Consider the following 26,080-nt stretch of genomic DNA (forward strand, 5'->3'; position numbering starts at 1 on the left):
GGTATTTGGGCAGCGAAGAAATCCTAGAGGCCGACAAGCGCGCGGGCAAAGTCGTTCGGATCGAAGGCATCGAGGTCGTCGATCTGCTCTCCGACGCCGATCGCATGGATCGGCAGGCCAAAGCGGTCGGCCAGGGCCACCAAGACGCCGCCGCGCGCCGTGCCGTCCAGCTTCGTCATCACCAGCCCCGATACATCGGCCAACTGGCGAAAGGTTTCCACCTGGTTCAGGGCGTTCTGGCCGGTGGTCGCGTCCAGCACCAGCAGGGTGTTGTGCGGGGCGGTCGGGTCTTTCTTGCGGATGACGCGGACGATCTTGGCCAGTTCCTCCATCAGATCCTGGCGGTTCTGCAACCGGCCCGCCGTGTCGATCATCAGCAGGTCGGCGCCTTCGGCCTCGGCGCGCGTCATGGCGTCGAAGGCAAGGCTGGCCGGGTCGCTGCCCTGGGCCGCGACCATCACCGGCACGCCCGCCCGCTGGCCCCAGATCTGCAACTGTTCGACCGCCGCCGCGCGGAAGGTGTCGCCCGCCGCGATCATCACCGACTTGCCCGCCGCGCGGAACTGGCTGGCCAGCTTGCCGATGGTGGTGGTCTTGCCCGCGCCATTGACGCCCACGACCAGCACCACCTGCGGCTTTTTCGGATAGATCGGCAGGGGGCGGGCCACCGGGGTCATGATCCGGGCAATCTCGGCCGCCAGCAGTTCCTTGAGCTCGGTTGACGACATCCTGCGCCCCATCCGGCCTTCGGCAAGATTGGCGGTGATCCGCAGCGCGGTATCGACGCCCAGATCGGCCTGCACCAGCATATCCTCCAGTTCTTCCAGCATGGCGTCGTCAAGGGCGCGGCGGGGTTCATCGGGACGGGCGGCGGGACCAGTGCCGAACAGGCGCCCGACAAGGCCGGGCGAAGGCGCGGGGGCCGGCTGCGGGACGGCGGGGGCGGATGTGACCTCGACGATGCCGTCGAGCCCTTCGCCGATCTTCGAGGAAGACCGTGTCAGCCGGTCGCGCAGTTTCGTAAAGAACGACATGGTCCGCACCCTTTCCGTGTGACGGCGAACCTAGTCCCTGCCGGTCGAAAGGAAAAGGCCGCCCGGCAAATCGCGGCTTTTCCCTGGCCCGGCCTTGCGCTAGACCCGGCGGCGGACATTTTCCTGGCAGATGGAAGGACCGTTCATGGCCAATGTGGTGGTTGTCGGCGCGCAGTGGGGCGACGAGGGCAAGGGCAAGATCGTCGACTGGCTGAGCGAGCGGGCCGACGTCATCGCCCGGTTCCAGGGCGGCCACAACGCGGGGCACACGCTGGTCATCGGCAACACCGTCTTCAAGCTGTCGCTGCTGCCGTCGGGCATCGTGCGGCCGGGCAAGCTGGCCGTGATCGGCAACGGCGTGGTGCTGGACCCTTGGGCGCTGTTTTCGGAAATCGAGAAGCTGTCGGCGCAGGGTGTCAAGATCGGCACCGACAACCTGATGATCGCGGAAAACACCCCGCTGATCCTGCCGCTGCACCAGGATCTGGACCGGCTGCGCGAGGAGGCCGCGGGCAAGGCCAAGATCGGCACCACTGGGCGCGGCATCGGCCCGGCCTATGAGGACAAGGTGGGGCGCCGGACCATCCGGGTGGCGGATCTGGGCGACGAGGAAACCCTGGAGGCACGCCTGGACCGCCTGCTGGCCCATCACGATGCGCTGCGCCAGGGTCTGGGCGCGGACCCCATCGACCGGGCCGATCTGAAGTCGCGGCTGATGGAGATGGCGCCGAAGCTGCTGCCCTATGCCCAGCCGGTCTGGAAGATCATGGCCGACGCCCGCAAGGCCGGCAAGCGCATCCTGTTCGAAGGCGCGCAGGGGTCGCTGCTGGACATCGACTTTGGCACCTATCCCTATGTGACCAGTTCGACCACCACGTCCGGGATGGCGGCATCCGGGACCGGTATGGGGCCATCGGCCATCGGCTTCGTGCTGGGGATCGTCAAGGCCTATACGACCCGCGTGGGCGAGGGGCCGTTTCCGACCGAACTGCACGACGCTGACGGCCAGAGGCTGGGTGAACGCGGGCATGAATTCGGCACCGTCACAGGGCGCAAGCGGCGCTGCGGGTGGTTCGACGCGGTGCTGGTGCGCCAGACCTGCGCGATCAGCGGCGTGAACGGCATCGCGCTGACCAAGCTGGACGTTCTGGACGGGTTCGACACCCTGAAGATCTGCGTGGGATACGAGATCGATGGCGTGAAATACGACTATCTGCCGACCGCCGCCGCATTGCAGGCCAGGGTCGTGCCGATCTATGAGGACATGGAAGGCTGGCAGGAATCGACCCGGGGCGCGCGGAGCTGGGCCGATCTTCCGGCGGCGGCAATCAAGTATGTGCGGCGGGTCGAGGAACTGATCCAGTGCCCGGTCGCGCTGCTCTCGACCAGCCCCGAGCGGGACGATACCATTCTGGTGACGGACCCGTTCGCTGATTGAGGGCCGAGGCCGGGGTTCCCAGGCCAATCCCTCGGGAGAGTATCTGGGCCAGGATGAAAGGAGAGGCGCCGATGAACCTGAAAACGCGGAAGCGGCTGTCGTTGCTGATCCTGGTCATCGGCCTGCCGCTCTATGTCGTTGTGGCGGTTTCGCTGGTCAACTGGATGGATGCCCGTTTCGGCCGGCAGCCGATCCTTGTCGAACTGGCGGTCTATGTCGCGCTTGGGATCCTGTGGGCGCTGCCGTTCCGGCGGGTCTTTACCGGCATCGGGCAAGGAGAATGATTCCCCCCCTGGTCATCTCGGACCGGGGCGTGACCGTGATCGGCGGCGGGGCGACGACGCAATACGACCTGCGCACGGCGCTGGCGGTGGCACCGACGCTGGTGGCTGCCGATGGCGGGGCCGATCGCGCCCTGGCGCTGGGGCAGGCGCCCGATTGGGTGATCGGCGATCTGGACAGCATCACGCCCCAGGCGCAAAAGCTGATCGCGGCCCGGCGCATCCACCATGTCGCCGAACAGGACAGCACGGATTTTGCCAAATGCCTGTCCCGGATCGCCGCGCCCTTTGTGATGGCCGTGGGCTTTGCGGGATACCGCCTGGATCACACCCTGGCGGCGCTGACCACCATGGCCAGTATCGCCCGGCCCCTGGTCATCATGCTGTCCTCGGACGATGTGGTGTTCCTGGCGCCGCCCCGGATAACGCTTCCGCTGATGCCGGGCACGCGCCTGTCGCTTTATCCCATGGGTCCGGCCCGGGGAATCAGTGCGGGCCTGGAATGGCCAATCGAGGGGATCGAGTTCGCTCCGGGCGGACGGGTCGGCACCTCGAACCGGGCAAGCGGAGTGGTGACCCTGCGGATCGAGGGCAAGATGCTGCTGATGCTGCCGCGCAGCACGCTGGCGACCGTCATGACCGCCCTAAGATTGCCGGCCTGACGCCATCACAGCCCCGTGCGGCGGTTGCTGCGGCGGCCCGGATGGCTTATCTGAGGGCGAACCGCGGAGGCATCCATGTCGCTGAACCCCATCCGTCCCTGGCGCAATATCGAGCGGCGGAAATCCCGACAGATCATGGTAGGCCGCGTTCCCGTCGGCGGCGATGCGCCGATCAGCGTGCAGACCATGACGAATACCGACGGCCATGACGTGCGCGCGACGCTGGACCAGGTGATCCGGGCGGCCGACGCGGGCGCCGACATCGTGCGCATCAGCGCCCCGGATCAGGAAACCACCCGCGCGCTGCGCGAGATCTGCCGCGAAAGCCCGGTGCCGATCGTGGCCGACATCCATTTCCACTACAAGCGCGCGATCGAGGCCGCCGAGGCGGGCGCCGCCTGCCTGCGGATCAACCCCGGCAATATCGGCGACGCGGCCCGCGTGCGCGAGGTGATCCGCGCCGCCAAGGACCACGGCTGTTCGATCCGCATCGGCGTCAATGCCGGATCGCTGGAGCGTCACCTGCTGGAAAAATACGGAGAGCCGTGCCCCGATGCGATGGTGGAATCGGGTCTCGACCACATCAAAATCCTGCAGGACAACGATTTCCACGAGTTCAAGATCAGCGTGAAGGCCAGCGACGTGTTTCTGGCCGCCGCCGCCTATCAGCAACTGGCCGAGGCGACCGATGCGCCGATCCATCTGGGCATCACCGAGGCGGGCGGCTTCGTGGGCGGTACGGTGAAATCCGCCGTCGGGCTGGGCACCCTGCTGTGGATGGGCATCGGCGACACGATTCGCGTCAGCCTGTCGGCCGATCCGGTCCAGGAGGTCAAGGTCGGCTTCGAGATCCTGAAATCGCTGGGCCTGCGGACGCGGGGGGTGCAGATCATTTCCTGCCCGTCCTGCGCCCGCCAGGGGTTCGACGTGATCCGCACGGTCGAGGCGCTGGAACAGCGGCTGGAACATATCAAGACGCCGATGAGCCTGTCGATCATCGGCTGCGTGGTGAACGGCCCGGGCGAGGCGCTGATGACCGATATCGGCTTCACCGGCGGCGGCGCGGGCAGCGGCATGGTCTATCTGGCCGGGCGGCAGAGCCACAAGATGACGAACGACCAGATGATCGACCATATCGTGCGGCTGGTCGAGGAACGGGTGGAAAAGATCCAGTCCGAGGCGGGGACGCAGACGGCGGCGGAGTAGGCGTCCGGCGGCGGCCAGGGCTTAATGGCAGTGAACGCGACCTTCGCTGTTGTCCATATGGCAGCATTGGCCTGGAGAAGAACTCTTGCGGCATCCGCCGCCATGAGCCTCGATCTCGGAGGCAAAAAGGCCCGTCGCAAGAAACGCAATCATGAGCCGAGATATCATTGAAACCTTCCCAACAGGATGCGCTGTTAAGAAGGATTAACAGATCGAAAGACGGTTCTCGACTTTCCTTATGGTCACCCCCCCGTATGGCTCATATGCCGCGTCATCTGCCCCGCGACCGCCTGCCGGGAATAGTCGAAATCGTGGCCCTTGGGCTTTCTTGCAATGGCTGCGCGGATCGTGTTCTTCAGCATCGCATCGTCGAGGCTGGCGCGCAGCGGCGCGCGCAGGTCGGCGTTGTCCTCTTGCCCCAGGCACATGAACAGCTCTCCGGTGCAGGTCACGCGGACGCGGTTGCAGCTTTCGCAGAAATTGTGGGTCAGCGGGGTGATGAAGCCGATCTTCTGACCGGTTTCCCGCAACTGGACATATCGCGCCGGCCCGCCCGTCCGTTCGGCAAGGTCGATCAGCGTAAAGCGTTCGGCCAGTCGGGCGCGCAGGTCGGACAGGGGCCAGTACTGGTCCAGTCGATCCTCGTTTCCCAGATCGCCCATCGGCATGACCTCGATAAAGGTCAGATCATGGCCCTGATCGCCGCACCACTGGACCAGATCGAACAATTCGCTGTCGTTCACGCCCTTGAGCGCCACGGCGTTGATCTTGACCCGCAGCCCGGCGGCCGATGCGGCACGGATGCCGTCCAGAACCTGCGGCAGGCGTCCCCAGCGGGTAATGGCCGCGAATTTGTCGGGGTCCAGCGTGTCCAGCGACACATTGACGCGCCGCACCCCGCAGTCGGCCAGTTCAGGGGCGAACCGCCCAAGCTGGCTTCCGTTGGTGGTCAGGGTCAGTTCCGACAAGCCCTGGCCCAGATGCCGCGACATCGCCCGGAAAAATCCCATGATGTTGCGGCGAACCAGCGGCTCGCCCCCTGTGATGCGCAGTTTGCGCACGCCCAGGCCCACAAAGGCGCTGCACAGGCGGTCCATTTCCTCAAGCGTCAGAAGCTCGGCCTTGGGCAGGAACTGCATGTGTTCGGCCATGCAATAGACACAGCGGAAATCGCAGCGATCCGTGACGGATACCCGCAAATAGGTGATCGGCCGCGCAAAGGGGTCGATGAGAGGGATTGCCTGTTGCATGATCCCAATCTAGGCGCACGGAAGGCCGCAGGCAAGTTGCGACAGACGGTGGACTGTGCCGCATCGGGCAGGCTAGGCTGCGGGCGATAAGGGCACAAAAGGGACAACCCATGCGTATCACCACTGTCGCACCGGCGATGATCCTGACAGCGGTCGTCCTGGCGGGCTGCGCGCCGGGCGTCATGACGTCCGGCCGCACCGAGGCGCCAGCCGCCCCGCAGACGCAGATGACCACCCAGCAGGTCGCCGCGGCCACCGCCATCACCCGCGCGCCCGCGCCGCGACCGGCGGCCCGTGCGACGCCGGCGCAACTGGACACCACCACGCCCGACCAGCGCGCCGCCGCCGCCCGGCCGGCCGAGGCCGCCGAGACCCGGCTGGGAACCACCATCGCCTCGCTTGGCAACCCGTCCGAGGGCGGGTTCTGGATCAAGACGCCCCTGGTCCGCGAACGCGGCGTCGGCCGGATCGTCGATCCGTCCACCGGCAAGTCCGCCAAGGTCGACCTGATCCCGCTGGACGGCCCGGCCAGCGGCGGATCGCAGGTGTCCTTGCCCGCGCTGCAACTGCTGGGCGTGTCGCTGACCGACCTGCCGACGATCGAGGTTTATCGGTCCTGAACCAGCCACAGGGCCTCTTTGCGGGCAAAGGGCTTCATGCGTGCCCCGTGATCGGCCAGAAAGGCCCGGACGCGGGGCGCGTCGCGTTTCGACAGATCGCGCAGCCACCAGGCGATGGCTTTCTGGATGAACCCGTCGGGGTCATCGGCCAGCCGCGCGGCCCAGTCCAGCACGCGTTCGCGTTGCGCAAGATCGCCGGGCTTCGGGTTGTTCATCTTGGCCCAGGGCAGGGTGCCGACCAGGGCGGCGCGTCGGGTCCATGTGTTGGGGTGGTCCAGCCAGGTTTCCACCTGATCCAGCCTGCCGGGATCGGCCGACAGCCGCTTTTGTCCCGCGATCATCGCCTGGTCGGCGATGGCCCAGCCGTCGAAACCGGGAACCCATCCGGCGATCAGCGACCACACCGCATCGTCGGGACGGATGCGGGCCTGGACCAGCAGCTTGGCCGCAGCGATGCGCGCCTCGTGGATGTCGCTGTCCCAGAGGTCGCGGGCAAGGGCGATGCGTGTGTCAAGATCGCAGGCCGCCCGCCATTCGGCCACCAGGGTGTCGATCCGCGGGTTCGGCACCCCCAGATAGAGGCGCGGCGTCTTGTGATAGGCCTGCATCTGTTCGGCCCTGTCGGCATCCGCCTGCGCCCGCAATGCGTCCAGTTCTTTCATCGCAGCCTCCGTCCCGCCGTTCTAGGGGTGGCAGAGGCGGGCTGCCAGCGGTAAAAGATCCCCGCAATCAACAGGTGTGCCCCATGTCCCATTCGCCCGACCCCCGCCCGATGACCGCCCGCCGCAGCGGCCCGCTGCGCGGCGTCGCGACCGTGCCGGGCGACAAGTCGATCAGCCACCGCGCGCTGATCCTGGGCGCGCTGTCCGTGGGCGAGACGCGCATCACCGGCCTGCTGGAGGGAGAGGACGTTCTGGACACCGCCAAGGCGATGCGGGCCTTCGGTGCCCAGGTCGAACGGCTGGGTAACGGGGAATGGTCGGTGCACGGAGTGGGCGTCGGCGGATTTTCCGAACCCGAGGGCGTGATCGATTGCGGCAATTCGGGGACCGGCGTGCGGCTGATCATGGGGGCCATGGCCACCACGCCGATCACCGCGACGTTTACCGGCGATGCCAGCCTGTGCCGCCGCCCCATGGCCCGCATTACCGACCCCTTGTCCCAGTTCGGCGCGCAGATCACCGCGCGTGAGGGCGGGCGCCTGCCGATCACCATACAGGGCGCGGACGATCCGCTGCCGGTGCGCTATCGCACCCCTGTTGCCAGCGCGCAGATCAAGTCGGCGATCCTTCTGGCCGGCCTGAACGTGCCCGGCGAAACCGTGGTGATCGAGGCCGAGCCCACACGCGATCATTCGGAACGGATGCTGGCCGGGTTCGGCGCCGAGATTCGCGCGGAACAGACCGATCAGGGGCATGTCATCACCTTGCAGGGCCGCCCGGAGCTGCGCGCGCAAGCCGTGGCCGTTCCGCGCGACCCGTCAAGCGCGGCCTTTCCCGTGGCCGCTGCCTTGATTGTGCCGGGATCGGAAATCCGGGTGCCCGGTGTCAGCCGAAATCCGACCCGCGACGGATTGTATGTGACGCTGCTGGACATGGGCGCGGACATCGTCTTTGAAAACAGCCGCGAGGAAGGCGGCGAGCCGGTCGCCGATCTGCTGGTGCGGCATGGGCCGCTGAGGGGTGTCACCGTGCCCGCCGAACGCGCCGCCAGCATGATCGACGAATTCCCGATCCTGTCCGTGGTCGCGGCCTTTGCCGAAGGACCGACGGTAATGAACGGGGTGGCCGAACTGCGGGTCAAGGAAAGCGACCGCATCGACGCCATGGCGCGGGGGCTCGAGGCGAATGGCGTGCGGGTCGAGGAAACGCGCGACAGCATGACCGTCCACGGGCAGGGCCGCGTTGCCGGCGGCGGAACGGCGGCGACGCATCTGGATCACCGGATCGCCATGTCGTTTCTGGTTCTGGGCCTGGCAACCGATGCACCCGTCCAGATCGACGATGGGGCGCCGATCGCGACGTCCTTTCCGGACTTCGTGCCCCTTATGCAGGGATTGAGGGCCGATCTGGGTTAGGCCCCGCGTTCGTCGAACTTGGCCTCGATATTGTTCCCGTCGGGGTCCAGCAGATAGGCCGCATAATAGCCCGGATGATAGTCGCGCAGGCCGGGGGGGCCATTGTCCTTGCCCCCGGCCTTCAGCCCGGATGCGTGAAAAACCTGCACCTCGGTCCGCGACCGGGCGCTGAATGCCAGGTGAACGCGGCTGGGGGGCATCCCCTCATCCGCCTGACCCAGATAAAAGCCGCTCAGCTCCAACCAGTCCCGCCCGGCGCGAATTTCCGAGACCCGGCCCAGTGCCTCGAACACGGCGCGATAGAACGCGATGGCCTTGTCGAGATGCACCGTTCGCAGATGAACATGGTCGAGAATGGGCGGTGTTTTTTCGGTCATGCAGGCCTCCGGCAGAGCAACGCCGATCATCGCCATTGGTTCGCTAAAACTTTGTCAGCTTGATCGCGGATAGCCGACACGGCCCAGGGCGCCCGCGATTTCGTCCAGAATGGCCGGGTCGTCGATGGTCGCGGGCGGCTTGAAGGGCTGACCGTCGGCGATCTTGACCATCGTGGCCCGCAGGATCTTGCCCGACCGGGTCTTGGGCAGGCGATCCACCACGCACGCCGTCTTGAACGCCGCAACGGGGCCGATCCGGTCGCGCACAAGGCCCACGACTTCGGACAGGATCTGGGTTTCCGGGGTGGTGGTGCCCTTTTTCAGGCACAGCAGGCCCAGCGGCATCTGCCCCTTGAGGCTGTCCGACACGCCGATCACGGCACATTCGGCCACCGCGGGATGCGTGGCCAGAACCTCCTCGATCGCGCCGGTGGACAGCCGGTGGCCCGCGACGTTGATGACGTCATCGGTGCGCGCCATGATATAGAGATAGCCGTCCTCGTCGATGTAGCCCGCGTCGCCGGTCTCGTAATATCCGGGAAAATGGGACAGATAGGACCGGATGAACCGATCCTCGGCGTTCCACAGGGTCGGCAGGGTTCCGGGCGGCAGGGGCAGGCGGATGGCGACGCTGCCCAGAGTGGCGGGCGGGACCGGATGACCCTCGTCGTCCAGAACCCGCACATCGTATCCCGGCATCGCGACGGACGGGCTGCCGCGCTTGACGGGCAGGCGTTCCAGGCCCATCGGGTTGGCGGCGATGGGCCAGCCGCTTTCGGTCTGCCACCAGTGGTCGATCACGGGCACGCCCAGCTTGTCCTCGGCCCAGCGGACCGTGTCGGGGTCGGCGCGTTCGCCCGCCAGATACAAGGTCTTGAAATGACCCAGGTCGTATTGCGAAATCAGGTCGCCCTCCGGGTCTTCGCGTCGGATGGCGCGAATGGCGGTGGGGGCGCTGAGCAGGCATTTCACGCGATGGTTCCGGATCGCCCGCCAATAGGCGGCGGCATCAGGCGTACCCACCGGCTTGCCTTCGAACACGATGGTGGTGGCGCCGACCGTCAGCGGTCCATAGCAGATATAGCTGTGACCCACGACCCAGCCCACGTCCGAAGCGGTCCAGAAAACGTCGCCCGCATCGATGTCGTAGATATTCTTGATCGACCAGGCCAGGGCCACCAGATGCCCGCCGGTGTGGCGCACGACGCCCTTGGGCTGTCCGGTCGTGCCCGAGGTATAAAGGATATAGGCGGGGTGGTTTCCCTCGACCGGGACGCATTCGGCAGGTTCGGCACCGTGCTGAAAACTGTGCCACTCCACGTCGCGGCCGGGGATCAGGGGCGCGGTCTCTTGTTCGCGCTGGAGGATCACGCAGAAATCCGGCTTGTGCGAGGCTTCGTCGATGGCACGGTCCAGCAGCGGCTTGTAGGCCACGATACGGCCAGGCTCCACCCCGCATGAGGCGGTGATGATCGCCTTGGGCGTGGCGTCGTCGATGCGGACAGCCAGTTCATGCGCCGCAAAGCCGCCGAAGACGACCGAATGGATCGCCCCCAGCCGGGCGCAGGCCAGCATCGCCTCAAGCGCCTCGGGAACCATGGGCATGTAGATGATGACCCGGTCGCCCTTTCCCACGCCCTTGGCTCGCAAGGCGCCTGCCAGGGTGGCCACGCGGTCGCGCAGCTCGCGATAGGTGAGGCTGCGCGTCGAATCGGTGATGGGGCTTTCATGGATGATCGCCACCTGGTCGCCCCGTCCGGCCTCGACCTGGCGATCGACTGCATTCCAGCAGGCATTCACCATGCCGTCCGCGAACCATTCGCCCGCAGGGCCCTGCTGGAAAAACGCGCGGCTGGGCATCCGGTCCCAGTCGATCGCGCGGGCGGCATCCATCCAGAACCCTTCGGGGTCGGCCTGCCATGCGGCATAAACGTCGCGGTAAGACATGTGTGTTTCTCCTCGCTCCCTGGTCCTGTGTTATGCAGGCGCGGGGGCCGCGCGCAATGCTGTTAGCGGGCGCGGTGACACTCGAACCGGCCGATTCCGCATCGGCCGAACGCAGTTGTCGCAGGGGAATCACCTGCCAAGGTTAGCCGTAATGGGCGACGGGAGTGCCGGCCAGCACGCTCATGTTCAGCAGGCCGCGCGCGGTGATCGAGGGGGTAATGATATGCGCCCGGTTTCCCATGCCCATCAGGATCGGCCCGACCTCCAGTCCGTTGGCCCGCATCTTCAGCGCATTGCGCACGCCCGATGCCGCATCGGTTCCGGGGAACACCAGCACATTGGCGATCCCTTCCAGCCGCGAACCCGGAAAGATCCGTTCCCGCAGGGCAGGATCCAGCGCCGCATCGACATGCATTTCTCCGTCGTACATGAAATCCGGCTTCTTCGCATCCAGCAGGGCCAGCGCCTCGCGCATCTTGCGGCCGGTATAGGTGTCGAGGTTGCCGAACTGCGAATGGCAGCACAGCGCGATCTTGGGTGTCAGGCCGAAGCGGCGGACATGGCGGGCCGCGCCCATCACGGTGTCCATGACCTGATGCGGGGTGGGGTCGTCGTGGCATTGCGTATCGGCGACGAACAGCGGCCCGTCCTCCAGGATGATCATGGACAGGGCACCCACCGGCGACAGCCCGTCGCGGGCCAGCACCTCGCGGATATAGCGCAGATGCCAACTGTATTGGCCGAAGGTTCCGCAGATCAGGCTGTCGGCCTCGGCCCGGTGGACCATGACGGCGGCGATGGCGGTGGTGTTGGTGCGCATGATCGCACGGGCAATGTCGGGCGTCACGCCGCGCCGGGCCATGAGCTGGTGATAGGTTTCCCAGTAATCCCGATAGCGGGGGTCGTTCTCGGGGTTCACGATTTCGAAGTCGCGCTCGGGACGGATGGGCAGGCCTGCCCGTTCCGCGCGCATGGCGATGACCTCGGGACGGCCGATCAGGATGGGCGCGTCGGTGGTCTCCTCCAGCATGGCATTGGCGGCGCGCAGCACGCGTTCGTCCTCGCCCTCGGCAAAGACGATGCGCCGTGTCGCGGTGGCGGCGGCCTCGAAGACCGGCCGCATGATCAGCGCCGAGCGGAAGACGGAACTGTCCAGCTTGCGCTTGTAGGCGTCCAGGTCGGCCAGGGGACGCGCGGCCACCCCGGTGTCCATCGCCGCGCGCGCGACGGCGGTGCTGACCACGCCCACCAGGCGGGGATCGAAGGGTTTCGGAATCAGATAGTCGGGACCGAAGGTCAGCGTTTCGCCGCGATAGGCGGCGGCGGCCTCGGCCGCGGTGGTGGCGCGGGCCAGGGCGGCGATGCCTTCGATGCAGGCCAGTTCCATTTCCGCGTTGATCGTCGTGGCCCCCACATCCAGCGCGCCGCGGAAGATGAAGGGGAAACACAGGACGTTGTTCACCTGGTTCGGATAGTCGCTGCGACCGGTTGCGATGATGGCGTCGGGTGCCACGGCGCGGGCATCGTCGGGCAGAATCTCGGGCGTGGGGTTCGCCAGGGCAAAGATGATCGGGCGCGGCGCCATCCTTGCCACCATTTCGGGTTTCAGCACGCCGGGACCGGACAGGCCCAGGAACAGGTCGGCGCCCCCGATCACCTCGGCCAGCGTTCTGGCCGGAGTGTCCTGCGCAAAGGCGGCCTTCTGGACGGTCATGTCCTCGACCCGTCCACGATAAACGACGCCCTGGATATCGCACAGCCAGACGTTCTCGCGCCTGACGCCCAGCTTCAGCAGCATGTTCAGGCAGGCGATCCCCGCCGCGCCACCGCCGGTCGAGACGACCTTGATGTCCTCGAACCGCTTGCCGGCGACATGCAGCGCATTGGTGGCGGCGGCGCCCACGACGATGGCGGTGCCATGCTGGTCGTCGTGAAAGACGGGAATGTTCATCCGTTCCCGGCACAGCTTTTCGACGATGAAGCAGTCGGGCGCCTTGATATCCTCGAGGTTTATCGCGCCAAAGGTCGGCTCCAGCGCACAGACGATGTCGGCAAGTCTTTCAGGGTCGGATTCGTTCACCTCGATATCGAAGCAGTCGATGTTGGCGAACTTCTTGAACAGGACCGCCTTGCCTTCCATCACCGGCTTGGACGCCGCCGCCCCGATATTGCCCAGGCCCAGCACGGCCGTGCCGTTCGACACCACCGCAACCAGGTTCCCGCGCGATGTATAGCGGCTGGCATTCGCCGGATCGGCCCTGATTTCCAGACAAGCCTCGGCCACGCCGGGGGAATAGGCGCGGGACAGGTCGCGGCCGTTGGCCAGGGGTTTGGTGGCGCGGATCTCCAATTTGCCCGGACGGGGAAATTCGTGATAATCCAGCGCCTCTTGCCGGGCGTTGTCCTGCCTGCGGTCGTCCATTCCAGCCCCCATGGTCACAAACTGGTTGACCGTTAAACCAATTCCGATCCGGCGAACAGAAGCCTTTGCCTTGCGTTGCCCGCCGGCCTGCGCGAAACTGTTGCGAGAATTCAGGGAGAGTTACGGAATGTCGCTTGTGGATGCTGCCCGCGAGGTGCGCGAGATGGCCTATGTTCCGTATTCGCGCTTCAAGGTCGGGGCTGCCGTCAGGGGCGTGTCAGGCAATGTCTATCGCGGCTGCAACGTCGAAAACGTCGCCTATCCCGAGGGCACCTGCGCCGAGGCCGGGGCGATCGCCGCCATGGTCGCGGCGGGCGAGACCGAACTGGTCGAGGTGGCGGTGATCGCCGACAGCCCGTCGCCGGTGCCGCCCTGCGGGGGTTGCCGCCAGAAGCTGGCCGAGTTCGGCCGCCACGACACGCCGGTGCTGCTGGCCACGACCGATGGCGTGACGCTGGCCACCACGGTGGGGGAACTGCTGCCGGGCCGCTTCGATGCCGGTCACATGGCCCGGACGGTATGACCGATCCCCGCCCGGTCATTGCGGCGATTCGCGATGGCCGAGGGCTTGACGGTCCCGGCGCGGCCCTGATCGCACAGGGCCTGGTCGATGGATCGGTCAGCGACGCGCAGGCGGGGGCCTTCGCGATGGCGGTGCTGACCCGCGGCATCGGCGTGCCGGGGCGGGTCGCGCTGACGCGGGCCATGTGCGATTCGGGCCATGTCATGCAATGGGATCTGCCTGGCCCGGTGGTGGACAAGCATTCGACCGGCGGCATTGGCGATACCGTCAGCCTGGTGCTGGCGCCCCTTCTGGCGGCGCGGGGATTGTTCGTTCCCATGATCTCGGGCCGGGGTCTTGGCCATACCGGGGGAACGCTGGACAAGCTCGAATCCATCCCCGGCTATCGCTGCGACCAGTCCGAGGGCGACTTTCGCCGCATCGTGCGCGGCGTCGGCTGTGCCATCGTGGCCGCCAGCGGCGAATTCGCCCCCGCCGACCGCCGACTTTATGCGATCCGCGACGAATCGGCGACGGTGGAATCCATCGACCTCATCACCGCCTCGATCCTGTCCAAGAAGCTGGCCGCAGGGTTGGCGGCCCTGGTCCTCGACGTGAAGGCGGGATCGGGGGCGTTCCTGCGCACGCCCGAAGCCGCCCATCGCCTGGCCCAGGCCCTTGTTGAAACCGCCAATGGCGCCGGATGCCCGACCACCGCCCTGATCACCGACATGGACCAGCCTCTGGCCAGCAGCGCGGGCAACGCGCTGGAGGTGGCCGAGGCGATCCGGGTCCTGCACGGCGAGGCGGGCGCCCTGCGGGATCTGACCCTGGCCCTGGCGTCCGAGGTTCTGGACCTGGTCGGGCAGGGGGACGACGATCTGGCCCGGCTGCTGGATTCCGGCGCCGCGGCCGAGATCTTCGGCCGCATGGTCGCGGCCCAGGGCGGACCCGCCGATCTGCTGGACCGCCCCGATGCCTATCTGCGGGCGGCCCCCGTGATCCGTCCCGTTCCCGCCCCAGAGGGACGCGTGTCTCGCATCGACGTGGCCGCGCTGGGCCATGCGGTCGTGGCGCTGGGCGGCGGGCGGGTGCGCGCGGGCGAGGCGATCGACCATCGCGTCGGCCTGTCCATGCTGGCAAAGCTGGGCGACGCCACGGGACCGGGCCGCCCGCTGGCCTTGGTCCATGCCGCCGATGACAGCGCCGCGGACATCGCCGTCGCCGCCGTGAAGGCCGCCTATCACCTGGGTCAGGACGGCGTGGCAGGCCCCCTGGTCCGTGGCAGGATCGCACCGTGATCAGACCCGCTGCGGCAAGACGCGCCTTTCTCATCGTCATGGACAGCGTCGGCGTCGGCGGCGCGCCGGATGCCCACGCCTTCTTCAACACCGGCTTGCCCGACACCGGCGCCAATACCCTGGGCCACATCGCGCAGGCGCGCGCCCTGCATATGCCCCATCTGGCGCAGCTTGGGCTGGGCGCGGCGGTGCGCCTTGCCTCGGGGCAGGATGCGCCCGGCCTGATGATCCCGCCGCAGGGTCTGTGGGGCGCGGCGACCCAGATCTCGCGCGGCAAGGACACCCCGTCCGGCCATTGGGAAATCGCGTGCGTCCCGGTGCCCTGGGACTGGCATTATTTTCCGGACAGCCGTCCCGCCTTTCCGCCCGAGATCACGGCGCGGATTTGCGAACTGTCAGAAACCGGCGGAATCCTTGGCAACTGCCACGCCTCGGGCACGCAGGTGATCGAGGATTTCGGCGCCGAGCATCTGCGGACCGGATGGCCGATCTGCTATACCTCGGTGGACAGCGTGTTGCAGATCGCCGCGCACGAGGTCCATTTCGGTCTGGACCGCCTGATCGCGCTGTGCAAGGCGCTTGCCCCCACCCTGCACGCGATGCGCGTCGGCCGGGTGATCGCGCGACCTTTCGTGGGCGAAACGCCCGGCGATTTCCGGCGGACCGGCAACCGGCGCGATTTCGCCATTGCCCCGCCGGGCCGCACGATCCTGGACATCGCTCAGGGGGCCGGGCGCGTGACCCATGCCATCGGCAAGATCGGCGACATCTTCAGCCACCGCGGCATCACCCACCTGCACAAGGGCAAATCCGACGCGGATCTGGCCGATCACCTGATCGCGTCGGGACGGAATGCCGAACCGGGCAGCCTGACCTTTGCCAATTTCGTGGAATTCGACACGAATTTCGGCCACCGCCGCGACAGTTCCGGCTATGCCGCGCAACTGGAATGGTTCGACGGCATCGCGGGCCGGTTCCTGGCCGGACTGCGCCCTGGCGATCTGGCGATCTTCACCGCCGACCACGGCAACGACCCGACCTGGCACGGCACCGACCACACCCGGGAACGGGTGCCGGTGCTGGGCCACGGCGTCGGAATGCGCGCGGTCGGGCTGGTGGGGTTCAGCGATATCGGCGCCTCGATCCTGGCGCATCTGGATCTGCCGCCGCCCGATCATGGAAGGTCGTTCCTGTGAAGAAGATCGAACTGCACCTGCACCTGGAAGGCGCGGCCCCGCCCGATTTCATCCGCGGCCTTGCGGCGGAAAAGGGCGCCGATCTTTCGGGCGTTTTCGACGAACGCGGCGCCTATGCCTATGACGGCTTCGACGGTTTCCTGCGCTGCTACGAGGCCGCGACCAGCGTGCTGCGAACCCCGCGCGACTATGCCCGCCTGCTGGAGGAGGTTCTGGAACGGTCGGCCGAACAGGGCGTCGCCTATACGGAACTGTTCGTATCGCCCGAATTCTGCGGCGGCGGCGATCTGTCGGCCTGGCGCGATTATCTGGCCGCCATGACCGAGGTTGCCGACAAGGCGCGCAGGCAGGGCATCGACAGCCGGGCCATCCTGACGATCATCCGCCATTTCGGGGCGGATCGCGCCCGGAAAACCGCAATCTGTGCCGCCGAGACAGCGGGCACCTGGGTCACGGGGTTCGGCATGGGCGGGGCCGAGGCCGTGGGCCGCGCCACCGATTATGACTGGAGCTTCGATTGCGCGCGCGAGGCCGGGCTGGGCCTGACCTGCCATGCCGGGGAATGGGGCGGTCCCGACAGCATCCGCGACGCCCTCGTGCTTGGCTGCACCCGCATCGGCCACGGGGTGCGCGCCATCGAGGACCCCGCGCTGGTCCGCGATCTGATCGACAAGGACATCACGCTGGAGGTCTGTCCCGGATCCAACGTCGCGCTTGGCGTCTATCCGTCCTGGCGCGCCCATCCCATCACCCGGCTGGCCGAGGCCGGGGTGCGCGTCACCGTATCGACCGACGATCCGCCGTTCTTCCATACGACGATGCGTCGGGAATACGACCGGCTTGCCGAAACCTTTGCTTGGGGCGATACGGAATTCGGGCAGATCAACCGCTGGGCCGCCGACGCCGCCTTTTGCGACGAGACGACCCGCGACCGGCTTTTGAAGGAGTTCTCGTGAGCCAGCACCTGACCGTCATCGACCACCCGCTGGTCCAGCACAAGCTGACGATCATGCGCCAGAAGGATGTATCCACCGCCGGTTTCCGCCGCCTGCTGCGCGAGATCAGCCTGCTGCTGGCCTACGAGGTCACGCGCGAACTGGAACTGACCACGACCCGCATCGAAACCCCCCTGTGCGAAATGGATGCCCCGACGCTGGAGGGAAAGAAGCTTGCCCTGATCTCGATCCTGCGGGCGGGCAACGGGCTGCTGGACGGGATCCTGGAGATGATTCCCGGCGCCCGGGTGGGTTTCGTGGGCCTGTATCGCGATCCCGAAACGCTGCGGCCGGTGGAATATTACTGCAAGGTTCCCAAGGAACTGGACGCACGGCTGACCATCGTCGTGGATCCGATGCTGGCCACCGGCAATTCGTCCGTCGCGGCCATCGACATGCTCAAGGCGCGGGGGGCCACCAACCTGCGTTTCCTGTGCCTGCTGGCCGCACCCGAGGGTGTCGAACGGATGCGGCAGGCCCATCCCGACGTGCCGATCTTTACCGCCGCGCTGGACGACCGGCTGGACGACCACGGCTATATCGTGCCCGGCCTGGGCGATGCGGGCGACCGGATGTTCGGAACCAAGTGACCGATTAACCGGACCTTCAGGCTTTGGCCTTATTCGGGGTTCATGGAATCGAATCGCGGGTGGCCAATGCGGGTCTGGGGTTGGGTGGTGCTGGTGATGTGGCTGCCGGGACGGATTTTGGCCGCGCCGGAACCGCCCCCGCCTGGTGATTATCCAGGCGCGCAATATATCGACCGCACCGGCTGCGTTTTCCTGCGCGAGGGAACGGAATGGATGCCCCGTCTTGACGGGCAGGGCCAGCCGGTCTGCGGTTTCCCCCCCAGCAAGCCCGCCGAACCGGATCTTGCAGCCGCCCCTCCGCCCTCGGTGGAGGAGGTCCTGACCGATGCACTGGCCGAAGGGTTGAAGCCCGGCGATCTGCTGACAGACAAGCCTGCCGAGCCGCTGCGCGAGGTCGCGCCCGATCCCGCGCAGGCGGCCCTGGTCGAAACGCTTGCCCGAGAGGCGGCCCTTGACCGACGTCTGCGCGACATCACGGCGCCTTCTGCGCCCGTCGGTCTTTGCGCGCGGCTGGGCTATCGCCCCGCAACGGCGGCCGACCAGCAACCCGGAAACGATGTCACCCAGGGGCTGTGTCCCGGCATGGTGGCCGATCCCAAGCCCGTGCTTGCGCAATCCACGGTCCAGCCGGCTGCGGATGCGGATAGGGCGCCGCAGCCGGACACTGCCCCCGTTCCCCAGGACGCAACCCCGCCGAAGTCCGCCGTTCAGCCTGCGCCGACCCGATCGGCCAAGCCGCAGGCCCCGGCGGTGCCATCCCGGCCCAGTTCGGTGGTGGCGCGTCGCGACGCGCCCGGCAGGACGGGGCCAAACCGGACGGCATCGCCCGGCGCGGTCGAGATGATCCCGGCCCATGCCCGCTATGTCCAGATCGGCGTTTACGCGGACGAAGGGAATGCCCTGGCCGCCTTGCGGGGATTGTCGGTCATGGGATATCGCACCGCCCAACGGAGCGAGCGGATCGGCGATGGGATCGCAAAGGCCATCCTGGCGGGACCGTTCACCGACCGGCAGGCCCTGGTCAGGGCTCTGACCCTTCTGCGGTCCAGCGGGTATCCGCGCGCCTCGGCCAGATAGGCCCAGGGCATCGACAGACCCATACAAAAGGGGGCGCGAACGCCCCCGGACACTTCTGTGCTGTCGATGCGGATCAGGCGGCGCGGCGGGGGGCCTCGGCCAGGCGCGGCGCATCCTCACGGGTGAAATAGCCGAACATCTGCTCCAGCACGGCATCGGCTTCGGCCTGCAAGGTGCGGGCGACGAGGCCAAGGGGTCGGTTTTCGGTCTGTGCCATCTTTTCAGTCTTTCGGATCAAGTTGATCCTCCCGACCACACAGATAGGGTCGCGCCCCCGTTCCGTCCACCCGCGCGACGCGGCGTCATGGGGCCGCGCAAGGCTGCCATGCAGCCCCTGCATCAGGCCAGCGTGACCATGCGGTGACGCTTTTTGCCGATCGACACCTTCAGACCGTCACCGATCAGCGCGGCATCGACCGGCATCTGCGGGTCCAGAACCGCCTGGTTGTTCAGCCGCAAGCCGCCCTCGGCAATCAGGCGCTTGGCCTCCTTGCCCGAGGACAGGATACCGGCCTGGACCAGCAACTGCATCACCGTCAGCCCGCCCGACAGGGCCTCTGCGCCGATGGTCGTGACCTCCAGATCACCGCCAGCACCGCCCTGCTCGAACACCTCGCGCGCCGTGGCCTCGGCGCGGGCGGCGGCGTCCTCGCCATGCAGCAGGGCTGTCACCTCGTTGGCAAGCCGCACCTTGGCCTCGTTGATCTCCGAGCCCCGGAGGCCCCCCAGGCGGTTGCACTCCTCGACCGGCAGTTCGGTATAAAGCTTGAGGAACCGGCCCACATCGGCGTCGGTGGTGTTGCGCCAGAACTGCCAGAAGTCATAGGGCGACAGCATCGCCCCGTTCAGCCACACCGCGCCGCCCGCCGACTTGCCCATCTTGCGCCCGTCGCTGGTCGTCAGCAACGGAGAGGTCAGGCCCCAGACCACGGCATCGTCGACCCGCCGCGTCAGGTCGATGCCGTTGACGATGTTCCCCCACTGGTCCGACCCGCCCATCTGCAACCGGCAGCCGTGGCGGCGATGCAGTTCCAGGAAATCATAGGCTTGCAGGATCATGTAGTTGAATTCCAGAAAGGACAGCGACTGTTCGCGGTCCAGGCGGGATTTCACCGATTCGAAGGACAGCATCCGGTTGACGCTGAAATGCCGGCCGATGTCGCGCAGGAATTCCAGATAGTTCAGCCCGTCCAGCCATTCGGCGTTGTCCAGCATGGTGGCCGCGCCATCGCCATAGGACAGGTAGCGCGCAAAGACCTGCGCCATCCCGTCGATATTGGACCGGATCGCCGCATCGTCCAGCAGGGGCCGTTCCTCGGACCGGAATGACGGATCGCCCACCTTGGTCGTGCCACCGCCCATCAGCGTGATCGGCCGGTTGCCGGTCTTCTGGAACCAGCGCAGCATCATGATGTTCAGCAGATGCCCCACATGCAGCGACGCCGCGGTCGCGTCATAGCCGATATAGGCCGTGACCGGGCCGTCCAGCAGTGCCTGGTCCAGCCCCGTGTAATCCGTGCAGTCGGCGACATAGCCGCGTTCGATCATCACGCGCAGGAAGTCGGATCTGGGGCTGAAAGGGGTCATCGGCTTTTTCCTTCTGATCGGCGCGGATATACCGGCTGGGTCAGGCAAGGGAAAGCGCGATGATCCGGGTTCTGGGAATGATGTCGGGCACCTCGATGGACGGGGTGGACGCGGCGATGATCGATACCGACGGGGTGCGGATCGGCCGGTTCGGACGCAGCGCGTTCAGGGCCTATTCCGACAACGAAGCCGCCGCCCTGCACGCCAGCCTCGGCCGCTGGCCGGGCGAGGACGGGGTGGCCGACGCGGCGGCCCTGTCGGTCGCAGGCCATGCCGCGATGGCCGCCGATTTCCCCGAGGCCGAGTTGATCGGCTATCATGGGCAGACGCTGGCCCATGATCCGCAGGGCAGGGGGACGCATCAGGCGGGCGACGGTTTTGCCCTGGCCTGCGAAACCGACCGCCCCGTGGTCTGGGATTTCCGCAGCGAGGATGTGCGGCAGGGGGGCGAAGGCGCCCCGCTGGCGCCATTCTTCCACTGGGCCTGCGCGGATTGGGCGGTCGGGCAGGGGCATCTGCCCGCGCAACCGGTCGCCTTTCTGAACCTGGGCGGGGTCGGCAACATCACCTGGGTCGATCCCACCGCCGCCGCGCCTGAATCGCCGGGCGCTTGCCTTGCCTTCGATACCGGACCCGCGAATGCACCGATCAACGACCTGATGCGGCGCCGGCTGCGCCGGAGCCATGACGAGGGCGGGGCCCTTGCGGCAAGGGGCCGGGCCGAGGCTGGCATCGTCGCAGATTTCCTGCGCCATCCGTATTTCGACCGCCCGCCGCCCAAGTCGCTTGACCGCGACCAGTTCGCCGATCTCGCCGCCGCCATCACGCCGCTGTCCGATGCCGATGCCGCCGCCACCCTGGTCGCGGCCCTGGCAGGCGCGGTCGCGGCGGGGTTCCGCTGGCTGCCCGATGTCCCCTCTGTCCTGCTGGTCTGCGGCGGCGGCCGGCGCAACCCGGTCATCATGGCGCGGCTGGCCGAGGTGCTGCCATGCGAGATTCGCCCGGTCGAGGCCGCGGGCCTTGACGGCGACATGCTGGAGGCGCAGGCCTTTGGCTGGCTGGCCGCGCGGGTCATGCGGGGCCTGCCGACCTCGGGGCCGACGACGACCGGGGTTCCGGCGCCCTGCTGCGGCGGGCGGATCAGCCATCCGCGCCGCCGATTTTTTGTGACGCGCCCTTGACGGGGGCGCACGGCCTGCGTAAACCGCCCCTCACCCCGGCGGGCGATACGGTCGGGGAAGGTGAGTGTGCGGTTGTAGCTCAGTTGGTTAGAGTACCGGCCTGTCACGCCGGGGGTCGCGGGTTCGAGCCCCGTCAACCGCGCCACCACCCTTCGCCCATGATGCAGCGCGGTTGTAGCTCAGTCGGTTAGAGTACCGGCCTGTCACGCCGGGGGTCGCGGGTTCGAGCCCCGTCAACCGCGCCACTCCTTTATCACGATATGCTATGCCGCTCCGGGCACTTGCTCCGGCCGCCGGGGCCTGCCCCTGATCTTCGTTCCGGGTCGAAGGGGCGGGTTGAAGCCCTGGCCGGGATGGGTCATGTCATCAGCAAGAACCGCGGGGTGGTTGTCATGATCGAGCACAAGGATGCAGCGGCGCTGATCGCGCGGATGGGCGAGGCGGCGCGGCAGGCAGCGGTTGAGCTGGCGCAGGCATCGTCCGAACGCAAGCAGGCGGCCCTGACCGCCGCCGCAGATGCGCTGCATCGCCGCCAGGCCGATATCCTGGCGGCGAACAATCAGGACATGGAGTTTGCCCGCAACAAGGGCCTGGCCGATTCGATGCTGGATCGGCTGCGGCTGGACGCGGACCGCCTGGGCGGGATCGAACAGGGCCTGCGCGCGGTCGCCGCCCAGCCCGATCCGGTCGGCCAGGTCATGGCCGAATGGGATCGGCCGACCGGGCTGCATATCCAGCGCGTGCGCACACCCATCGGCGTGATCGGCGTGATTTACGAAAGCCGTCCCAATGTCACCGCCGATGCAGGGGCCCTGGCGCTGAAGTCGGGAAATGCGGTGATCCTGCGCGGGGGGTCGGAAAGCCTGCATTCCAGCCAGGCGATCCACGCCTGCATGGTCGAAGGGCTGCGCCAGGCGGGCCTGCCCGCGGCGGCGATCCAGCTTGTGCCGACGCGGGATCGGGCGGCCGTGTCCGCCATGCTTCAGGCCCAGGGGCTGATCGACGTCATCATCCCGCGCGGCGGCAAGGGGTTGGTTGGCCTTGTCCAGCAACAGGCGAGGGTGCCCGTCTTTGCCCATCTCGAGGGGATTTGCCACGTTTACGTGGACCGGCGGGCCGATCCGGACAAGGCGCTTCGGGTGGTCCTGAACGCCAAGACCCGCCGCACCGGCATCTGCGGCGCTGCCGAGTGCCTGTTGATCGACCGCCGCTATGACGAACGCCACCGTGCCGCGCTGATCGGGGCGTTGCTGGACGCCGGGGTCGAGGTCAGGGCCGAAGGCGAGTTGGCGACCATCGCGGGAACGGTTCCGGCGCAGGCCGACGATTTCGGGCGCGAGTTTCTGGACATGATCATCGCCGCCAGACTGGTCGACGGCGTGGAAGGCGCCATCGACCACATCAGGCGGTTCGGCAGCCAGCATACCGAATCGATCATCACCGAAGATGCCGCCGCAGCCGACCGTTTCCTGGGGGCCCTGGACAGCGCGATCGTGATGCACAACGCCTCGACCCAGTTCGCGGATGGCGGAGAATTCGGGATGGGGGCCGAAATCGGCATCGCCACCGGCAAGATGCACGCCCGCGGCCCGGTGGGGGCGGAACAGTTGACAAGCTTCAAGTATCTGGTGCGCGGCGACGGAACGGTGCGCGCCTGACGGGTTTTCAGAAAACGATCTCGGCCCCGGCCTCGTCCACCTCCCACCGGGCCGCGCGGCCGGCCTGGCCGATGGCTTCGGCCAGCAGGGGGAAATGCACCTCTGACGGCTGGGGGCTGCGCGGGGCATCGCCGCCAAGCCATGCCCACAGCGCGGGGTCTGCCTTGGTCCGCGACGCCTCGGCCACAAGCCGCCACCCAAAGGGGCCGTGCAGCACCGTCACCTTGCCGCCCCAGGGCATCGCGGTTTCCAGGCACATCATCGCCAGGATCAGCATCCGGATTTCCGCCCGGGAAAAATCCCCCTCGGCATCCAGCATCACGGTCATCTTGCCATGCCCGGAAAACCCGTCCAGCAGTTGTGTCAAGGCCGCGCGGGATATGCGCTGTTCCCCCTGCGCCTGTCCGAAGGCCACGCGAAAGATCTGGATGCGGTCGCGGGCCGAGGACACGCTCTCTGCGATCAGTTTCAGTTCGGGACTGGCATTGATGCCGGGAAATTCGGGCGACATTTCCAGCAGTTCCACCCCGTTGCCGATGGCGCCCAGGGGGGACACCAGGTCGTGGCAAAGCCGCGATCCCAGCAATTGGGCCAGTTCGCCGGGTGAGATGCGCGTTGTATCCGGGTTCATCGGGCATTACCTTTCGGATGACAGGCAGGGGACAAGGCCGTGAACGATATTCTGGAACCCGGCATGATCGTGCGCCATCCCGGCGCCCCCGAATGGGGGGTGGGACAGGTCCAGTCGCGCATCGGCGACCGCATCACGGTCAACTTTTCCGAAGCGGGAAAGCAGGTGATCGACGGCAGGCGGATTTCGTTGGACATCGTTTGGTCGCAACCGGGCTGATGACTGGTGCAGCCGTCACGATTGCAACCTTTGATTGTTTTGCGCAACCCTTGACGCACCGTAACCTTTCGGATTTGCGCAGATTGCGCACCGTTGCAATGCGCCGCATGGCTGCCTAAGGAGAAAGCGATGTCCATGTCAGTGCCCGTCAGCCGGCTCGGATCCGATCCGCCCCTGTTCGATATCCGTCTGGCGGTGTCGGAACGGGATCTGCTGGCGGCGCAGCGGCTGCGCTATCGGGTCTTTATCGAGGAACTGGGCGGCGACGGTCCCCATGTCGATCACGCTGCCCGGTTGGAACGCGACGATTTCGACCCTGTGGTCGATCACCTGTGCCTGATCGACAACCGCCGGTCCGCCGATGACCTGGATCATGTCGTGGGCGTCTATCGCCTGCTGAGGGGCGACCGTGCCGAGGCGTTCGGCCGGTTCTATTGCGACGGGGAATACGACCTGACTCCGCTGAGACGCTGCGGCCGACCGGTTCTGGAGCTGGGCCGGTCATGCGTCGATCCGGCGCAGCGCGGCGGCACGGGGATGTTCCTGTTGTGGAACGCCCTGGCCGACTATGTCCTGGATCACGGAGTCGAGATCCTGTTCGGGGTGGCCAGTTTCCATGGCACCGACCCGACGATGCTGGCGCCTTCGCTGTCGTGGCTGCACCACCACCATCTTGCGCCGGGCGACCTGCGCCCCCGCGCCTTGCCGCCGGGCTATCACCGGATGGACCTGATCGCGCCCGATCGTCTTGACCGCCGCGAGGCGATGCTGGGAATGCCGGCGCTGATCAAGGCCTATCTGCGGCTGGGCGGCATGGTGGGCGACGGCGCCTTCGTGGACCGCGCTTTCAACACAACCGACGTGTTCCTGCTGATGGACACGGCAGCCATGTCGGACAAGCACCGGCAGTTCTACGAAAGCCGGTGGCAGCCGCGATGACCGATACCGGTTGCGCCGACCCCCGGCCGGCCGGGGTGACATGGCGCGACGGTGTTCCCCCCCCGCTGAAAGGCCCGAGGGGATTGCGCGACTGGCTGCGCGTCGCGCGCCGGGGCGCCGCCGCCGTCGCCATCCTGCTGCTGGGCGTGGTGCTGATCCTGCCCCTGCGGCTGGTGGAACGGGCGTTCCATGGCCGGCGGCGCCCGTGGACGGGACCGCATGTGCAGCTTGTCTGCCGCCTGACGCTGGCCGTCATGGGCATCGGCTGGGAAAGGCGGGGCACCCCGATGCAGGGGCCGGGCGCCGTGGTGTCCAACCATTCAAGCTGGCTGGACATCCTGGCACTGAACGCCGCAATGCCCGTGTTCTTTGTCAGCAAGGCCGAGGTGGCGGGTTGGCCTGGCGTCAATATCCTGACCCGCGTGACGGACACGCATTTCGTGGTCCGCGACCCCAGGCTGGCGCGGGCGCAGGCCCGTGAATTCGCGCTTCGCGTCGGGGCAGGGCACCGGCTGTTGTTCTTTCCCGAGGGAACCTCCAGCGACGGTCGCCGGCTGCTGCCGTTCAAGCCGACCCTGTTCCAGGGGTTTCTGGACCCGGAACTGCCTGCCGGTCTTGCAATCCAGCCGGTCACCGCAGTCTATCGCGCGCCCCTGGATGCCGATCCGCGATTCTATGGCTGGTGGGGCGACATGGAACTGGGCCCGCATCTGCTGGCGGTTCTGGCGGCGCGGCGGCAGGGGCGGATCACGGTGATCCTGCACGATCCCGTCCGGGTGGCCGGGCACACGCGCAAGACGCTGGCCGCCGCCTGCGAACAGGCCGTGCGCGGGGGGCTGGACCGTCTGGACGCTTGATCGGACCATCGGAACAAACCATATCTTGTGGAA

At 67.2% G+C, this 26,080-nt stretch carries 26 protein-coding genes and 2 tRNA genes; 19 read left to right on the forward strand and 9 right to left on the reverse strand.

Annotated features, from left to right (window positions below; genetic code table 11):
- Positions 1–23: 23 nt before the first annotated feature.
- Positions 24–1,034 (reverse strand): signal recognition particle-docking protein FtsY, encoded by a 1,011-nt coding sequence (gene ftsY / locus EYE42_RS00375; RefSeq protein WP_130989336.1) that lies wholly within the window; start codon positions 1,032–1,034, stop codon positions 24–26.
- A gap of 145 nt (positions 1,035–1,179) precedes the next feature.
- On the opposite strand from ftsY, the gene EYE42_RS00380 reads away from it, so the two are divergent.
- The 4 genes from EYE42_RS00380 (at position 1,180) to ispG (ending at position 4,621) form a co-directional block, all read left to right on the forward strand.
- The gene (locus EYE42_RS00380) at positions 1,180–2,472 is read left to right on the forward strand and encodes an adenylosuccinate synthase (RefSeq protein ID WP_130989337.1); all 1,293 of its coding nucleotides are present in this window, start codon (positions 1,180–1,182) and stop codon (positions 2,470–2,472) included.
- A gap of 71 nt (positions 2,473–2,543) precedes the next feature.
- Complete coding sequence (locus EYE42_RS00385; protein WP_130989338.1) at positions 2,544–2,756, forward strand: DUF2842 domain-containing protein; 213 nt, start codon at positions 2,544–2,546, stop codon at positions 2,754–2,756.
- Entirely contained in the window at positions 2,753–3,415 is a 663-nt protein-coding gene (locus EYE42_RS00390) for a thiamine diphosphokinase (protein ID WP_130989339.1), read from the forward strand. Before EYE42_RS00385 ends, EYE42_RS00390 begins: the two co-directional genes overlap by 4 nt.
- Positions 3,416–3,490: 75 nt before the next feature.
- On the forward strand, positions 3,491–4,621 hold the full coding sequence (gene ispG / locus EYE42_RS00395; protein WP_130989340.1) for a flavodoxin-dependent (E)-4-hydroxy-3-methylbut-2-enyl-diphosphate synthase: 1,131 nt from the start codon (positions 3,491–3,493) through the stop codon (positions 4,619–4,621).
- Between the two features lie 242 nt (positions 4,622–4,863).
- On the opposite strand, the gene moaA is transcribed toward ispG, so the two are convergent.
- Positions 4,864–5,871: a GTP 3',8-cyclase MoaA gene (moaA, locus tag EYE42_RS00400; protein ID WP_130989341.1), complete on the reverse strand. Its 1,008-nt coding sequence runs from the start codon at positions 5,869–5,871 to the stop codon at positions 4,864–4,866.
- Between the two features lie 110 nt (positions 5,872–5,981).
- Between moaA and EYE42_RS00405 the strand changes: the two genes are divergently transcribed.
- Positions 5,982–6,491 (forward strand): hypothetical protein, encoded by a 510-nt coding sequence (locus EYE42_RS00405; RefSeq protein WP_130989342.1) that lies wholly within the window; start codon positions 5,982–5,984, stop codon positions 6,489–6,491.
- Here EYE42_RS00405 and EYE42_RS00410 read toward each other — a convergent pair.
- Positions 6,479–7,153 (reverse strand): DNA alkylation repair protein, encoded by a 675-nt coding sequence (locus tag EYE42_RS00410; protein ID WP_130989343.1) that lies wholly within the window; start codon positions 7,151–7,153, stop codon positions 6,479–6,481. The genes EYE42_RS00405 and EYE42_RS00410 overlap by 13 nt on opposite strands.
- Before the next feature lie 83 nt (positions 7,154–7,236).
- On the opposite strand from EYE42_RS00410, the gene aroA reads away from it, so the two are divergent.
- Positions 7,237–8,568, forward strand: a complete 1,332-nt coding sequence (aroA, locus tag EYE42_RS00415) for a 3-phosphoshikimate 1-carboxyvinyltransferase (RefSeq protein WP_130989344.1) — start codon at positions 7,237–7,239, stop codon at positions 8,566–8,568.
- Here the strand turns inward: aroA and EYE42_RS00420 are convergent.
- From EYE42_RS00420 to EYE42_RS00430, 3 genes are all read right to left on the reverse strand, one after another.
- Positions 8,565–8,945, reverse strand: a complete 381-nt coding sequence (locus tag EYE42_RS00420; protein ID WP_130989345.1) for a VOC family protein — start codon at positions 8,943–8,945, stop codon at positions 8,565–8,567. The two genes, aroA and EYE42_RS00420, sit on opposite strands and share 4 nt — an antisense overlap.
- A 54-nt stretch (positions 8,946–8,999) precedes the next feature.
- Positions 9,000–10,892 carry a propionyl-CoA synthetase gene (locus tag EYE42_RS00425; RefSeq protein ID WP_130989346.1) on the reverse strand — a complete coding sequence of 631 codons (1,893 nt, stop codon included), beginning with the start codon at positions 10,890–10,892 and terminating at the stop codon, positions 9,000–9,002.
- Between the two features lie 142 nt (positions 10,893–11,034).
- Complete coding sequence (locus EYE42_RS00430; RefSeq protein WP_130989347.1) at positions 11,035–13,314, reverse strand: NADP-dependent malic enzyme; 2,280 nt, start codon at positions 13,312–13,314, stop codon at positions 11,035–11,037.
- Between the two features lie 127 nt (positions 13,315–13,441).
- On the opposite strand from EYE42_RS00430, the gene EYE42_RS00435 reads away from it, so the two are divergent.
- The 6 genes from EYE42_RS00435 to EYE42_RS00460 all read left to right on the forward strand — a co-directional run bounded on the left by EYE42_RS00435 (position 13,442) and on the right by EYE42_RS00460 (position 18,975).
- The gene (locus tag EYE42_RS00435; protein WP_130989348.1) at positions 13,442–13,837 is read left to right on the forward strand and encodes a cytidine deaminase; all 396 of its coding nucleotides are present in this window, start codon (positions 13,442–13,444) and stop codon (positions 13,835–13,837) included.
- Positions 13,834–15,117 (forward strand): thymidine phosphorylase, encoded by a 1,284-nt coding sequence (locus tag EYE42_RS00440; RefSeq protein ID WP_130989349.1) that lies wholly within the window; start codon positions 13,834–13,836, stop codon positions 15,115–15,117. Before EYE42_RS00435 ends, EYE42_RS00440 begins: the two co-directional genes overlap by 4 nt.
- The gene (locus EYE42_RS00445; protein ID WP_281277790.1) at positions 15,114–16,313 is read left to right on the forward strand and encodes a phosphopentomutase; all 1,200 of its coding nucleotides are present in this window, start codon (positions 15,114–15,116) and stop codon (positions 16,311–16,313) included. Before EYE42_RS00440 ends, EYE42_RS00445 begins: the two co-directional genes overlap by 4 nt.
- Entirely contained in the window at positions 16,310–17,269 is a 960-nt protein-coding gene (locus tag EYE42_RS00450; protein WP_130989350.1) for an adenosine deaminase, read from the forward strand. The genes EYE42_RS00445 and EYE42_RS00450 overlap by 4 nt, the downstream gene beginning before the upstream one ends.
- Positions 17,266–17,898, forward strand: coding sequence for a uracil phosphoribosyltransferase (gene upp, locus EYE42_RS00455; RefSeq protein ID WP_130989351.1), 633 nt, complete (start codon positions 17,266–17,268; stop codon positions 17,896–17,898). Before EYE42_RS00450 ends, upp begins: the two co-directional genes overlap by 4 nt.
- 66 nt (positions 17,899–17,964) lie before the next feature.
- Positions 17,965–18,975: an SPOR domain-containing protein gene (locus EYE42_RS00460; protein WP_165455667.1), complete on the forward strand. Its 1,011-nt coding sequence runs from the start codon at positions 17,965–17,967 to the stop codon at positions 18,973–18,975.
- A gap of 73 nt (positions 18,976–19,048) precedes the next feature.
- On the opposite strand, the gene EYE42_RS15885 is transcribed toward EYE42_RS00460, so the two are convergent.
- Both EYE42_RS15885 and tyrS read right to left on the reverse strand, forming a co-directional pair.
- Positions 19,049–19,192 (reverse strand): hypothetical protein, encoded by a 144-nt coding sequence (locus EYE42_RS15885; RefSeq protein ID WP_165455668.1) that lies wholly within the window; start codon positions 19,190–19,192, stop codon positions 19,049–19,051.
- 122 nt (positions 19,193–19,314) lie between these two features.
- Positions 19,315–20,562, reverse strand: a complete 1,248-nt coding sequence (gene tyrS / locus EYE42_RS00465; protein WP_130989353.1) for a tyrosine--tRNA ligase — start codon at positions 20,560–20,562, stop codon at positions 19,315–19,317.
- A 59-nt stretch (positions 20,563–20,621) separates the two neighbouring features.
- On the opposite strand from tyrS, the gene EYE42_RS00470 reads away from it, so the two are divergent.
- The 4 genes from EYE42_RS00470 to EYE42_RS00485 all read left to right on the forward strand — a co-directional run bounded on the left by EYE42_RS00470 (position 20,622) and on the right by EYE42_RS00485 (position 23,401).
- Positions 20,622–21,743: an anhydro-N-acetylmuramic acid kinase gene (locus tag EYE42_RS00470; RefSeq protein WP_130989354.1), complete on the forward strand. Its 1,122-nt coding sequence runs from the start codon at positions 20,622–20,624 to the stop codon at positions 21,741–21,743.
- Between the two features lie 68 nt (positions 21,744–21,811).
- Positions 21,812–21,888, forward strand: a tRNA-Asp gene (locus tag EYE42_RS00475).
- 23 nt (positions 21,889–21,911) lie between these two features.
- A tRNA-Asp gene (locus EYE42_RS00480) sits at positions 21,912–21,988 on the forward strand.
- 147 nt (positions 21,989–22,135) lie between these two features.
- A complete protein-coding gene (locus EYE42_RS00485) occupies positions 22,136–23,401 on the forward strand; it encodes a glutamate-5-semialdehyde dehydrogenase (RefSeq protein WP_130989355.1) in 1,266 nt (421 codons plus the stop codon).
- 7 nt (positions 23,402–23,408) lie between these two features.
- On the opposite strand, the gene EYE42_RS00490 is transcribed toward EYE42_RS00485, so the two are convergent.
- A complete protein-coding gene (locus tag EYE42_RS00490; protein WP_130989356.1) occupies positions 23,409–24,032 on the reverse strand; it encodes a histidine phosphotransferase family protein in 624 nt (207 codons plus the stop codon).
- Positions 24,033–24,071: 39 nt separating this feature from the next.
- Between EYE42_RS00490 and EYE42_RS00495 the strand changes: the two genes are divergently transcribed.
- The 3 genes from EYE42_RS00495 to olsA all read left to right on the forward strand — a co-directional run bounded on the left by EYE42_RS00495 (position 24,072) and on the right by olsA (position 26,047).
- A complete protein-coding gene (locus tag EYE42_RS00495; RefSeq protein WP_130989357.1) occupies positions 24,072–24,251 on the forward strand; it encodes a DUF3553 domain-containing protein in 180 nt (59 codons plus the stop codon).
- A 129-nt stretch (positions 24,252–24,380) separates the two neighbouring features.
- Positions 24,381–25,190, forward strand: a complete 810-nt coding sequence (gene olsB, locus EYE42_RS00500) for an L-ornithine N(alpha)-acyltransferase (protein WP_246020530.1) — start codon at positions 24,381–24,383, stop codon at positions 25,188–25,190.
- Entirely contained in the window at positions 25,187–26,047 is an 861-nt protein-coding gene (gene olsA / locus EYE42_RS00505) for a lyso-ornithine lipid O-acyltransferase (protein WP_130989358.1), read from the forward strand. The genes olsB and olsA overlap by 4 nt, the downstream gene beginning before the upstream one ends.
- Positions 26,048–26,080 lie beyond the last annotated feature (33 nt).

Origin of the sequence: Paracoccus subflavus, from assembly GCF_004310345.1 — a bacterium.
GTDB lineage: Bacteria > Pseudomonadota > Alphaproteobacteria > Rhodobacterales > Rhodobacteraceae > Paracoccus > Paracoccus subflavus.